Origin of the sequence: Pseudomonas sp. CCI4.2, assembly GCF_034350045.1 — a bacterium.
GTDB lineage: Bacteria > Pseudomonadota > Gammaproteobacteria > Pseudomonadales > Pseudomonadaceae > Aquipseudomonas.
On the sequence record NZ_CP133781.1, the window covers coordinates 548278 to 562500 of the forward strand.

The window sequence follows — 14223 nt, forward strand, 5'->3', positions numbered from 1 at the left end:
TGCAGGGCCTTAACGATTCATTTGATCAATGCAGTCCCTTTCCTACTGTGGAGTCACCGACGATGCGCAACAAGAACAACACTGCCGTTCGCTTGACCGTATTGGCCGTCGCCCTCCTCGGCGCGACCGTGGCGCAAGCAGCAGCGACCGTGACACCGGGCCAGTTCAAGGTGGGCATGGAAATTACCTACCCGCCGTTTGAGTCGTATGACAAAGACAAGAACGTCGTAGGCTCGGACCCTGAGCTGTCCACAATGCTGGGCAAACACATGGGCCTCAAGACTGATTTCGTCGACACCAAGTTTCCTAGCCTGATCCTCGGCCTGAACTCTGGCCATTACGACGCGATCATTTCCGGGATGTACATCACCCCGGAACGTCAGACTCAAGCTCAAACCATTGCTTATGCCAAGACCGGCGCAGCGATCATGGTGCTCAAAGACAGCACGGTTAAACCGAAAGTCCCCGAGGACCTCTGCGGTCTGAAAGTCGGCCTGGAAAAGGGCACGACCTGGGTAGCCCAATTCAACAAGCTGTCCACTGATTACTGTGTGCCGAACAACAAGGGCGCCATCGCAGTCAGCGAATTCCCGTCTGCACCGGAAGTGACCCAAGCGCTACTGTCCGGCAACGTTCAGGCTCAGGTTGAAATCGACGGGGCGGCCGGCATGATCGCCGAACACACCAAAGGCCGGGTGATGGTCAGCACCGAACATTCCATCTACCAACAAACCTTGGGCATCTTCGTCAAAAAAGGAAATGAAGAGCTGTATAAAGCGTTGCTGACAGCCTTCGATGACAGCAAGAAATCCGGTGAATACGCCGCCCTGTTGAAGAAATACAACCTCGAAGAACCGAGCAACTGATTCTTCTCCCCGTTTGACCCGCCGGCTTCCCACGAAGCCGGCAGCTTGAGGTGTGCATGCAATTCGAATGGCCCTACTTTTTTTCTTTGTTTTCTGTGTCGGATTTTTGGGAAGCGTGCATCACCGTTATCGAACTCAGCGCATTAGGCTGGTTCATCGGCATGGTGCTCGGGTTTCTGCTGGCCTCGGCCAAGCTTTCGACTTCGCGCTGGTTGCGCATACCGGCGTCGATTTATATCTGGTTCTTTCGCAGTATTCCGTTGTTGGTGTTGGTGGTGTTCGTCTACAACCTGCCGCAGCTGTTTCCGTTTACCCGTGAGGTGTTGTCGAACCCATTCAACTCCGGCGTGTTCGCCTTGATCGTGACCGAGGCGGCGTACATGGCGGAAATCCATCGCGGCGGTTTGATTTCGGTGGCCAAGGGCCAAAAAGAAGCCGGACGGGCATTGGGTGTCGGCCTGATCGGTTTGCAGCGGCTGGTCGTTATCCCACAGGCATTTCGGATTTCCCTGCCGACGCTGATCAACGAATACATCACCGTGGTCAAGCTAACCTCGCTGGTGTCGGTGATTTCGCTGACCGAGATTCTGACCGTGGGCCAACGGCTGTATGCGACGAATTTTCTGGTGATGGAAACCTTGTCCGCCGTGGCGGTGTATTACGTACTGATCGTGACGGTGTTTGGCTGGCTGTTGCAGCGGTTCGAACAGTATCTGGAAATGAGCAACCGTACTCCGCAGACGCTGGATGAGTACGGATTGAGCGCGCTGAGAGGGAATTTAACCGCCCAGCCGTCGTTGGTTCGTTCGCATGTCGGCCCCGGTGCGGCGCCTGCGTTGCAGTTAAATAACATCCATAAAAGTTACGGCCAGCATGATGTGCTTCAGGGCATCGATCTGGACGTTCGCGCCGGGCAAGTGATTTCTATTATTGGCCCGTCCGGCTCAGGCAAGACGTCGTTGATACGCACCATCAACGGCTTGGAAAGTATTGATCAGGGCGAGATTATTCTGTTCGGCGAAAGCTTTATTCATGCAGGCGACAACCCTAACAGCCTACAAATTCGCCAGGGCGTGCAGCGGATTGGAATGGTGTTTCAGAACTTCAATCTGTTCCCGCACCGCACCATTCTCGACAACATCACCCTAGCGCCGCGCTACCACGGGCAGGATCGAGACGAAAGCGAGCAGCGTGCCTACGCGTTACTGGATAAGGTCGGGCTGCTGGCTCACGCGCACAAATACCCGCATCAGTTATCTGGCGGCCAGCAACAGCGGGTGGCGATCGCCCGTGCGCTGGCAATGGACCCACAGATCATGTTGTTTGACGAACCGACTTCGGCCCTTGATCCAGAGCTGGTGGGCGACGTGTTGAATGTGATTCGCGATCTGGCAAAAGAAGGCATGACCATGCTTATCGTCACCCACGAAATGGAATTCGCGATGTCGATTTCTGACCGGGTGATTTTTATGGAAGACGGCAATATTCAAGTCGACGCCGCGCCGCAAGTGATCCGCGCACACGACGCTGGGCATCGGGTGCGCAGATTTATGGGGTTGGTGCATTGATAGGCAATGAATTCCTACAGAGAAACTAAATCTGTGGATACCGTCTTGTTCGCGAGGGTTATACGCGGCGTATCAGGTAAAAACCCTCGCCAACACGTTGGCTGCTACAGGGGGATTACACACCCAACATAAGACCACTGAGCCGTTTGACCTTGCGCTTGATGGCGTCTTCGAACACGCCGGGGCGGGGTTCGATGAGGCTGAACCAGTGTTTTGCGCGGGTGATGCCGGTGTAGATCAATTCCTTGGTCAGCACCGGGTTCAGCACTTCCGGAAGGATCAACGCAGTGTGGGCAAATTCCGAGCCTTGGGATTTATGCACGGTCATGGCGTACACGGTTTCGACGTCATTCAAACGGCTTGGCAGGACAAAACGCACACCGCCGCTGCCGTCATTACGCGGAAATGCAACGCGCAATACCTGATGGCTGGGCTCAACACCATTGCGCTCGGGCAAGCGCAGGGTGATGCCGATGTCGCCGTTCATCAACCCCAACCCGTAATCGTTACGCGTCATCAGCACCGGGCGGCCTTCGTACCAGTGCTGGGCGCTTTCGATCAGCCCCGCGTCGAACAGCGCGTGAGTGATGCGCTGGTTCAGTCCTTCAACACCCCAGGGGCCTTTGCGCACGGCACACAACAACTGAAACGAATCGAACGCTTCCAGCACTGAGCGCGCCCAAAGGGTCCAGCAGGGGTCTTCAAGTGCAGCGCTCGCGGCCGGGCGTTGATCCGCCAGCACGCCCAAGTAATACCGATAACCTTGCGGCCCTTCGGTGCCTTGACTGTGCCCTTCGATCAACACACGCTCAAATGCGTGGTCCTGCTCGCCTTTCAAGCCCAGCGCAAAAAGATCTTTGTGGGTCCGTGCCGCGAGCAAGGCCCGTGCTTCCCCCGCTTGCTGTTGATTGACCAGCCGGGACAATTGACCAATGCCGCTGCCTTGCACAAAACGCCGCGAGTGCCGCAGCATTACCACTTGTTGCGCCAATGGAAATTGCAGGGCGTCACCCTGTTGCAGACCGCTGCGGCCCAAGTCTTCGCCGCTGACCGCTTGTAGCCATGTTTGGGTTTGCGGGCTGTATCGGCCTGCTTCGGCATCACGACACAGATCGCCCAATACCGCGCCCGCTTCTACAGAGGCCAGTTGGTCTTTGTCGCCGAGCAAAATCAATCGCGCGTGGGGCGGCAATGCGTCCAGCAGGTTGGCCATCATTTCCAGGTCGATCATCGACGCTTCATCGACCACCAACACGTCCAGCGGCAGCAGATTACCGGCGTGATGGCGGAAGTGCCGAGTGCCCGGACGACTGCCTAACAAGCGGTGGACAGTGGCGACGTCGCTGGGGATTTTCTGTCGAACGGCTTCTGTCACGTCCAACGATTGCACTTGATGACTGATGGATTCAGTCAGCCGCGCCGCTGCTTTGCCGGTGGGCGCCGCCAGACGAATGCGCAACGGTTGACCGCTCTCTACCGCTGGCGCTTGGAGCAAGGCCAACAAGCGAACCACGGTGGTGGTTTTACCGGTACCGGGACCGCCGGTGATGATGCTGAAAGCGCCACGTGTCGCCAAGGCACAGGCCAGTTTTTGCCAATCGATCAGGGTGTCAGGCGCAGGGTTGGCTTTACCAAACAACGTGTCGAGACGTTGCGCCAAGTCCATCGGTGCTGCGTCTTGCTGCGCTAAACGCTGACGCAACGCGTTGTCGATACGTCGTTCGTAGCTCCAATAGCGGCGCAGATACAAACGTCGTTCCGACAACACCAAGGGTTTTTGCGCTGCCGACTCAGTGTGATCATCGGCTTGCGCCACCAAGGCACTTGCGGCCAAGGCGTGGCACCAGTCGCTACCGTCCAATGACTCCAGCAGTTGCGACGGCAACAGCATCGGGCCCATTTGCGCGTCACCCTCAGGTGGCAGCGACAGCGCGAAATCCGGTTCCTTCAGAGTTTCATAAAGGTCCAGGCACACATGCCCATGACCCAATTGATGGCTGGTTAACGCCGCCGCAAGCAACACCAATGAGTCGGCGTGCGGGTCTAGCTCACTGAGGAACGCCACAAACGCGCGATCCAGTGCGCGCAACCAACCGCGTTCGACCCAACGCTCCAGCAACAGCAGCAGATCGTCAACCCGACTCAATGGCGTCAGCGAGGACAGGCTCGGCGCGTCCAGCGCAGTGGGCAACAGTTCGGCGAATGAGCGACTCATGCGGGCTCTCCTGACAGCGCATCTTCTTGAAGCATGGTTTGGCCTTGAAACAGCAGGTCGAGACCTTCGATCAATTCACGTGGCGGGCGCGTGAAGTAGAGGCCCTGACTCGGCGCTCGACTGCCGCGCAAGAACAGGTACACCGCGCCGCCCATGTGTTGGTCGTAGTCGTAATCGGCCATGCGTGCTTTGAGCTGGCGATGCAGGGCCAGCAGGTACAACACGTATTGCAGGTCGTAACGATTTTCCAGAATCGACGCGATCATGGCGGGTTCGGTGTAAGCATCGTCGTCGGGGCCGAGCCAGTTGGATTTGTAGTCGGCGACGTAATAACGCCCTTGGTGCTCGAACGTCAGGTCGATGAAGCCCTTGAACATGCCGTTGAGCGAGAAGGTTTCCGCCTTGGCCCGAGGTGCGCCGTTATGGGTATAGCGCCGGACCAACGCGTCCAGTTGCGCCACATCAACCTTGTGGCAGGCAAACCAGAATTCCATTTCGATCCGGTACTGGTGCGGCTGGTCCAAAGCGCTCAATGACACGGGCTGCTCATCCGCTGCCAAGCGTAGCGGCATTGTCAGCAAGTGCTGCATCCAATCAGTCAGCGTGGAAATCCAGCCTTCCCAACCTCGGCGATTGCAGCGACTGCCAACGGCTTTTGCGAGCTTGGCCGGATCGGCTGCAACCACGGCAAAACGCTCAACCCCGGCCCACTCCAACAGGCCATGGAGAAAGGTGCCGGGGTTTGGGCCACGGGGGAAGCGATGGATATCACCGCCGCTGACCAACACGTCGCGAGGCGCGTCGGGATCGAGTCGTTCATCGTCAAACAGCTTTTGCGCTTGCGGGCTGTCCGGAGATTCATCGCCATCGGTAAGGGTGTCGCCAATGCGCAACGCGCTGTAGGAGGCGATCCACCAATTCTCGGCAGCGCGTCGTTTTGGCTGACGCGGCTTGAGCAGTATCGCGTCGTTACGCGGCGGGCTGAAGGTATCAGCGGTTGGCATGGGCAGCGGCATGACATCTACGGCCGGGCAGCCCTCGCCCAAGTCTCGAAGCCATAGAGCAAGCGCAATGGATTCAGCCAACGGCGCTCCCCCGCCCAGCAAATAACCCAGTGCGGAACTGTTCAGCACTGAACGGCTGGTGTTGCCGCGCTTGAGATCGCTTACGCCCAACCAACAGGCAGATTCCGCTCGGGTCAGCGCGACATAGAGCAGGCGCAAATCTTCGGCCAGGCGCTCGTTATCGGCTTGCTCGATCAAGGCCGCTGTGGGTTTCAGGCTGACCTGGGCTTTGCCATCCGCGTCGTGAAAATGCAACGGCAACCGGCTGCCGTCCACCGGCTTCGACGAGCAAATGAAGGGCAGAAATACCAACGGATATTGCAGGCCTTTGGACTTGTGGATGGTCACGACTTTAACCAACTGTTCGTCGCTTTCCAGCCGCAGGATTTGCTCTTCGCCCGCCTGCCCGGACAACGCCAAATGCTCGCCGAGATGACGGATGAGCGCTTGCTCACCGTCCAGTTCGGCGGCGGCTTGTTGCATCAGTTCAGAAAGGTGCAACAAGTTAGTGAGGATACGTTCGCCGTCGTTGCGGCTGATCAGCGCTTGGGGCAATTGGAAGTCGTGGAGCAAACGCCGCAGCATCGGCAGCACGCCTTGAGTTCGCCATACAGTGCGATAACCCCGGAACTGCATGACCCGCGCTTCCCAGGCGAGTTCGTCTTGATTCAGCCGCTCCAACTCGGTCAGCGAGAGGTTCAAGGTGATACAGGCCAACGCTCCCCTTAATGTGCGCTCGGAGTCGGGCTCGGCACAGGCTTTGAGCCAGGCCAACAGGTCGTGGGCTTCCTGGGCAGCAAACACTGAGTCCTTGTCGGACAGATATACGCTGCGCACGCCTCGGGCTGATAATTCACCGCGCACGGCTTGAGCTTCTTTACCGTCACGTACCAGAATCGCAATGTCGGCGGGCTTCACACCGCGCACCGGCTCACCCGGTTTGGCGAACCCGGCACGACCTTGTTGGCCTTGGTTGAGCAACTGCGTTATTTCGCTGGCGCAGGCGGCCGCCAGTTGCTGCCGGTAGACAGCACCGGACAACGGTTGCTCGCTCTGCAGATGCCATACATTTAACGCCGCAACCGCGTGGCCCTCGACGGTAAACAGCTCTTTGCGACCTTGAGCTGCAACCGGGGCGAACGGCACTGGATTGTCTTGGCCGACGCGAAATAAAAACGCACCGCGCCCGGCGGGATTTTGCTCAGCACGCTCGAACACATGATTGACCGCGTCGACCATGGCCTGACTCGATCGAAAGTTAGTGTCCAGGCTGTGCCAACGGCCTGTGGTTGAGATCCGGGCGCGCAGATAGGTGTAGATATCCGCACCCCGGAAGGCATAGATCGCCTGCTTCGGGTCACCGATCAGAAACAATCCAGTCTCAGGGTCGTTTTCTTCGAGTCGGTAAATGCTGTCGAAAATCCGGTACTGCACGGGGTCGGTGTCTTGAAACTCGTCGATCAGCGCTACCGGAAACTGCTCACGAATCAACGTCGCCAAGCGCTCCCCGCCAGTGCTGCGCAGCGCAGCTTCCAGCCGCAACAGCATGTCGTCGAAACCCATTTCCGCACGCCGGCGCTTCTCTTCTTCGAACCGCACGCCCACCCACTGCGCGGCGTGTTCAAGCACCGCGGCGTCCGGCGTCGGCAGCGTATCGAGGCTGGCTTTGAGCACCATCATGGCCTCCAGCGCTGGGTGTGAGGGCGCTTGCCCCTTCCACGCTTCGGCGAAACCATCGGGGGTGAGCCGGGTGAAGCCGGTGCCTAAATCCAGGTCCTCTTGATCTTCATCGGCAGCCCAGGCGATGAGCTTTTCAAACCACGGCCTGAAGTAGCGCTCTTGCATTTTGCGGCCGTCGACCAGTTTGCAGGCCACGCCGTCGAGGCAAATGACGTGGAGTTCGGCGGCCCAATTAGTCCACGGGAATTTTAGAATACGCAGTGCTTCGCGGCGCTCCTCAAGAGACGCCTCGATCAGCTCGGCGGGCTCTTGAGTGGTGACGTTTCGGTCGCTGCCAAATAACGCGCGGACTCGAGGCAGCAGTGTCGCTGGGCTGCCCCAATGCTCGCGGACCCACTTCAACGCGTAGCCGGACATGGGGTAGCAGAAGCGTCGCCAATAATCGCGCAGCACTTGGCTGAGCAATTCGCTGTGATCGGTTTCAAGGGTTTGGGTGAACAAGCTGCCGCTGTCGAACGCGTGCTCACGCAGCATGCGCTGACACCAACTGTGGATGGTCGAAACGGCGGCTTCGTCCATCCATTGAGCGGCGATGTCCAGCCGGCTGGCACAAGCCGACCACTGCTCGGGGGCGAACTGGTCGCGCAACTCAGCGATCAGGGTGTCCGGCGAAGCGATTTCGTCGCGCAAGTATCGGGCGGCTTCGGCTAAGCGCGTACGAATTCTGTCACGCAGCTCCTTGGTGGCAGCGTCGGTGAACGTGACGACCAGAATTTGCGGCGGCAATAGTTCGCGGCCGAAACCTGACTCCGCACCGTGCCCCAACACCAAACGCAGGTACAACGCAGAAATAGTGAAGGTTTTACCGGTCCCGGCACTGGCTTCAATCAGTTGGCTGCCGTGCAACGGGAAGCGTAAGGCCAGTGAACCGGTGGGGTGCAAGGATTGATCGGCGCTCATGCGCTGACCTCCTCGGTAGACAGGGATTGCCAGTCCGCTTCGTAGAGCGGTCGATACAGCGCGTCACACCAGCCGACAAACTCTTCGCTGCCGTTAAGTGCAGCGAAATCCGCGAATTGACGGGCCAGCGCGGTACTTTCCCGTCGCTCGCCACCGGTGTTCACGCCGTCGCCTTCGTAGGCCTTGCAGGCTGCGGCCTCGGCTTTACTCTCATCACTTTGGCCGAGCCAGGCGAATGCGGTTTTAACGGCAACGGGCAACGGTCGTTGCATGCCGGTTTGCCAAGCCATCAGCAGATAGGTCAGCGCTTTGATGGCAGCCTGTTTTTCTAGCGGCGCCAATAGCAATGTTTCATCGCTGGCGACTAAGGCGGTGCTCAGCGGCAGGTCGCAGGCGCAGGCGACCAGGTGCAAAACCCACGGCCGAGTCAGTCGATGCCACTTACGGGTTTTCTTCGAACCAATGGAGTTGGGAATCGCGGTTACGGCCAGCAAATCGCCCTTATTGTTTTGGTGCAGGCCACTCAGCCAACCGTCCAGAGTGACGCTGCCGTGAGTGAAATTCACCGGCAGCGCGGTGTTCAGCGGTTGGGGCCAGCGGACCAGTAAATCCTGGTAACGCTGAAGCAGGTCCGGCAACGGCTCGATCAACTCCTCTTGCAAGCTCGTACCGAAACCGGCCATGGGCAGTAGTCCACTGCCTTGCAGCCTATGGGCTTGAGCGGTTAACGCTTCACTCACCTGTTCGGGATGCGTCAATGCGGCGCCGAGCAAGCTTTCACTAAGGCTGTAGCGCTCAAGCGCGTCTAGCACAAAGGGTTCTTCATCAGCCAACGGTGCCTCGGCCACTTCGAAATAAATCTTCAAGCGTTGGCTAAAAAAGTGGCGAACCGGGTTACGCAAAAAGTCCTGAAGTTGCAGGAGACTTATGGGTTCGTCCTGCTCGTGCTCGGGCAGCGGTGGGGCGTCGTCGATGGCGGCTTGCGGCTCGTGGAGCATTTGCCATTCACGGGCGAAACTGAAAAAGCCGGTGTCCTGGTGAAAATATCGGGCGCTGAACGGCTGTATCGGGTGTTCGAGGGTGAGCTTATGCAGCATCTGTTGGCCGGGATCGCGCTTCTTTTCGTCCTCAGGTTGAACGGCGTTTTGCAGCGTCCAACCGCTGGCGAGGTGATCGCGAAGCTGACCAATCAACACCGACGCCGGACGCTCACTGTTGTCGCGAATACTGCGACCGACCCAGCTGATATACAGTTGATCCCGGGCCGAGAGCACGGCTTCCAGCAGTAGATAACGGTCATCTTCCCGGCGCGAGCGGTCACCAGGTCGGTAGTCGCTGCCCATCAGGTCGAAATCCAGCGGCGGTTGTGCCCGCGGGTAATCGCCGTCGTTCATGCCCAGCAAGCACACCAGCTTGAACGGAATTGCGCGCATTGGCATCAGCGTGCAGAAATTCACCGAGCCCGCCAAAAAGCGCTGCGACAGACGCCCTTGATCAAGGCCTGCCAACCAGGCTTCACGCACAACCGTCAGCGGCAGGTCGTCCAGTAGACCCACCGATTCGCAGGTTTCCAGCCAGGTTTCTCGGAGCTGTTCAAGCTGGCCGAGTAAGTAATCGTCATGCTCACTGTCAGCCTTGAAGAACAACTGCATCATGGCTTGCATGCGCATGCCCCAGACCTGGGGGGGCGCCGGAATTGAGAGTTCCGTGTGCGCGACGTGCAGGGCATCAATCAAGGAAACCAGCGGACCAATCAGCGCAGCATCTAATCCGCCGATCTCGTCATAGGGTTCGATGCCGTCAAAGGCGGCGCCTGCTCCCACGGCATAGCCAAGTAACATTCTGCGCAGGCCAAAATGCCAGCTGTTTTGCTCCAGCTCATCAGGCAAACCAAGGCCGGCGCGTTGCCGAGCATTAAGCCCCCAGCGCACGCCAGCGCCTTCGATCCAGCGGTGCAGGGTGGCGAGGTCACGCTCTTCAACACCAAAACGTGCGCGCAACGCCGGAACGTCGAGCAGGTCGAGAATCTCACTGACGGGGAAGCGGCTGTCGGGGATCTTCAGCAGATGTTCGACCGCGATCAGCAATGGATCACGACCGCGTTGGCCTTGGTCGGCCAGGGTGAAGGGAATGAAACGTCGGTCATCGCGCTCAAGTTGGCCGAACACGGCGCGAATGTGGGGGGCGTAGCTGTCGATGTCTGGGACCATGACGATGACGTCTCGCGGTCGCAGATTCGCATCAGCGCTAAAGCGAGCCAGTAACTGATCGTGAAGAATTTCGACTTCACGTTGCGCGCTGTGGGCGACGTGGAAACGGATTGAGCGGTCATGGGCGGGATCAACGGCTGGCCAGAGCGCGCGGGTCTCATTGAGTGGGCGCAACTCCAGAATGTCGTCCTGGAGTTGGTTCAAGAGCGTGTGCGGTTCGCTCTCACTGAACAAATCGATACGCCCATCCCTGAACGCAGCACGATAGCTGTTCGGGTCGTCGTAGCTGTCCAGCAGATTAATGTAGTCACGGCCCTGCTTGCCCCATGCCGCGAGCAGCGGATGCGCGTGTTGATGCAATGCTTCGGGATCCAGCACGACTGGCATTCCAGCTTTTCGCGCCTGGCGCTTGTATTGGTGCCGCAATAAGTCTTTATCGGCGACGATGTCTGCCCAATGGTGACGGCAAGGGTTATGCACGCAGAGCAAAACCTGGCTGAACTTGGCCAGACCGGCCAGTGCTTCCAGCGCTTGCGCAGGCAGCGAGGAGATACCGAAAACGATGACTCGCGAGGGTAATCCGGCAGGGGCTTCGGTCAGGGTATTAATGCATTCGATAAAGCGCTGATGAACACCGGCTCGGCTTTGGCCCATGCCTTCTTCACCGACGTCCAGCAACAGCGCACGCCACAATTCGGCTTGCCAGCAATTGGCGGAGGTCAGGGCTTTAGCTTCGCCTCGGCCATTGCGTAACTGATGCCGGCCTGCGGCCCAGTCTTCCAACCAGTCTGCACGGTAGACCTGGTATTGGTCGAACAGATCTGCCAAGCGCTCGGACAGTTGATAGCGCTTTCGCAAATCGGTATCGGCCGTGAGGAAGCGCTGTAAGGGTTCGAAATGTGGCTGATCAATCAGCGACGGTAGCAATCGCATTAAACGCCACGTCAGCGGGGCTTTGTCCAACAGCGAGGCCGCCGGAATTTCATCGCGACCTAGCACTATTCGGTACAGTTGCCACATGAAACTTCCTGGCAGTTGAACGTCTATCGCCGCAGAGATGCCGCAGCCGCCAAGGTCGCCTTCTTGGGGATCTTCAGCTAACGCTAGCTTCAACCACTGGGCAATGCCGTTGCTTTGTACCAAGGCAATTTCATTCTCCAGCGGGGCCAGCGGATAACGGCGCATCCAGGAAACGACCAGACTGCGCAATACGTCCAGTCGGTTGCCATGGACAACCATGAATCCAGCAATGAGCGTCGGTGTAACCGGCATAGCTGCTTCCTTGACTGATACCGTCAGTGAGTGTCGCGAGAGGACGGCTCATGAATTGTATAAAACTGATGGCCGAACCTTAAGGGGATGTGGCGAGGATTGCCATATTGGTGTGACGGATAACGCCGTTTTCGCCATGCATTTTTTCTTGCGGACAAACAAAACCCCTGAACGCGTAAGCGATCAGGGGTTCTGGAATTTAATCTTGACGATGACCTACTCTCACATGGGGAAACCCCACACTACCATCGGCGATGCATCGTTTCACTGCTGAGTTCGGGATGGGATCAGGTGGTTCCAATGCTCTATGGTCGTCAAGAAATTCAGTAGCCAGTGCGTGCCCTCCTGCGAGTTCACGTGCCAGCGAATGGGGATGTGATAGATCTGTGGGTTTCGAATTTTCGGTTGTGTCGTCTTCACACACCTCAATTTGCTTCATCGCAAATTGCTTGGGTGTTATATGGTCAAGCCTCACGGGCAATTAGTATGGGTTAGCTCAATGCCTCACAGCACTTACACACCCCACCTATCAACGTCGTAGTCTTCGACGGCCCTTCAGGGGACTCAAGGTCCCAGTGAGATCTCATCTTGAGGCTAGTTTCCCGCTTAGATGCTTTCAGCGGTTATCTATTCCGAACATAGCTACCCGGCAATGCCACTGGCGTGACAACCGGAACACCAGAGGTTCGTCCACTCCGGTCCTCTCGTACTAGGAGCAGCCCCTCTCAAATCTCAAACGTCCACGGCAGATAGGGACCGAACTGTCTCACGACGTTCTAAACCCAGCTCGCGTACCACTTTAAATGGCGAACAGCCATACCCTTGGGACCGGCTTCAGCCCCAGGATGTGATGAGCCGACATCGAGGTGCCAAACACCGCCGTCGATATGAACTCTTGGGCGGTATCAGCCTGTTATCCCCGGAGTACCTTTTATCCGTTGAGCGATGGCCCTTCCATACAGAACCACCGGATCACTAAGACCTACTTTCGTACCTGCTCGACGTGTCTGTCTCGCAGTCAAGCGCGCTTTTGCCTTTATACTCTACGACCGATTTCCGACCGGTCTGAGCGCACCTTCGTACTCCTCCGTTACTCTTTAGGAGGAGACCGCCCCAGTCAAACTACCCACCATACACTGTCCTCGATCCGGATAACGGACCTGAGTTAGAACCTCAAAGTTGCCAGGGTGGTATTTCAAGGTTGGCTCCACGCAGACTGGCGTCCACGCTTCAAAGCCTCCCACCTATCCTACACAAGCAAATTCAAAGTCCAGTGCAAAGCTATAGTAAAGGTTCACGGGGTCTTTCCGTCTAGCCGCGGATACACTGCATCTTCACAGCGATTTCAATTTCACTGAGTCTCGGGTGGAGACAGCGCCGCCATCGTTACGCCATTCGTGCAGGTCGGAACTTACCCGACAAGGAATTTCGCTACCTTAGGACCGTTATAGTTACGGCCGCCGTTTACCGGGGCTTCGATCAAGAGCTTCGCGTTAGCTAACCCCATCAATTAACCTTCCGGCACCGGGCAGGCGTCACACCCTATACGTCCACTTTCGTGTTTGCAGAGTGCTGTGTTTTTAATAAACAGTCGCAGCGGCCTGGTATCTTCGACCGGCGTGGGCTTACGCAGTAAATGCTTCACCCTCACCGGCGCACCTTCTCCCGAAGTTACGGTGCCATTTTGCCTAGTTCCTTCACCCGAGTTCTCTCAAGCGCCTTGGTATTCTCTACCCAACCACCTGTGTCGGTTTGGGGTACGGTTCCTGGTTACCTGAAGCTTAGAAGCTTTTCTTGGAAGCATGGCATCAACCACTTCATGTGCCGAAGCACACTCGTCATCAGCTCTCGGCCTTAGAATCCCGGATTTACCTAAGATTCCAGCCTACCACCTTAAACTTGGACTACCAACGCCAAGCTGGCCTAGCCTTCTCCGTCCCTCCATCGCAATAACCAGAAGTACAGGAATATTAACCTGTTTTCCATCGACTACGCTTTTCAGCCTCGCCTTAGGGACCGACTAACCCTGCGTCGATTAACGTTGCGCAGGAAACCTTGGTCTTTCGGCGTGGGTGTTTTTCACACCCATTATCGTTACTCATGTCAGCATTCGCACTTCTGATACCTCCAGCAAGCTTCTCAACTCACCTTCACAGGCTTACAGAACGCTCCTCTACCGCATCACCTAAGTGATACCCGTAGCTTCGGTGCATGGTTTGAGCCCCGTTACATCTTCCGCGCAGGCCGACTCGACTAGTGAGCTATTACGCTTTCTTTAAAGGGTGGCTGCTTCTAAGCCAACCTCCTAGCTGTCTAAGCCTTCCCACATCGTTTCCCACTTAACCATGACTTTGGGACCTTAGCTGACGGTCTGGGTTGTTTCCCTTT

Annotated in this window: 5 protein-coding genes and 2 rRNA genes (1 of these 7 only partly in view); 2 read left to right on the forward strand and 5 right to left on the reverse strand. The window is 57.4% G+C overall.

The window, feature by feature from the left end:
• The first annotated feature begins 62 nt into the window (after window positions 1-62).
• Window positions 63-866, forward strand: coding sequence for an ABC transporter substrate-binding protein (locus RHM65_RS02475; protein WP_322167540.1), 804 nt, complete (start codon window positions 63-65; stop codon window positions 864-866).
• A gap of 56 nt (window positions 867-922) precedes the next feature.
• Window positions 923-2434, forward strand: a complete 1512-nt coding sequence (locus tag RHM65_RS02480) for an amino acid ABC transporter permease/ATP-binding protein (protein WP_322167539.1) — start codon at window positions 923-925, stop codon at window positions 2432-2434.
• A gap of 115 nt (window positions 2435-2549) precedes the next feature.
• Here RHM65_RS02480 and recD read toward each other — a convergent pair whose 3' ends face one another.
• The 5 genes from recD to RHM65_RS02505 form a co-directional block, all read right to left on the reverse strand.
• Window positions 2550-4649, reverse strand: a complete 2100-nt coding sequence (gene recD / locus RHM65_RS02485) for an exodeoxyribonuclease V subunit alpha (RefSeq protein ID WP_322167538.1) — start codon at window positions 4647-4649, stop codon at window positions 2550-2552.
• Window positions 4646-8353 carry an exodeoxyribonuclease V subunit beta gene (gene recB / locus RHM65_RS02490; RefSeq protein WP_322167537.1) on the reverse strand — a complete coding sequence of 1236 codons (3708 nt, stop codon included), beginning with the start codon at window positions 8351-8353 and terminating at the stop codon, window positions 4646-4648. The genes recD and recB overlap by 4 nt, the downstream gene beginning before the upstream one ends.
• Complete coding sequence (recC, locus tag RHM65_RS02495; protein WP_322184214.1) at window positions 8350-11835, reverse strand: exodeoxyribonuclease V subunit gamma; 3486 nt, start codon at window positions 11833-11835, stop codon at window positions 8350-8352. Before recC ends, recB begins: the two co-directional genes overlap by 4 nt.
• Window positions 11836-12038: 203 nt before the next feature.
• A 5S ribosomal RNA gene (gene rrf / locus RHM65_RS02500) occupies window positions 12039-12154 on the reverse strand.
• A 141-nt stretch (window positions 12155-12295) separates the two neighbouring features.
• Window positions 12296-14223 (reverse strand): 23S ribosomal RNA (locus tag RHM65_RS02505) (it continues 963 nt past the right edge of the window).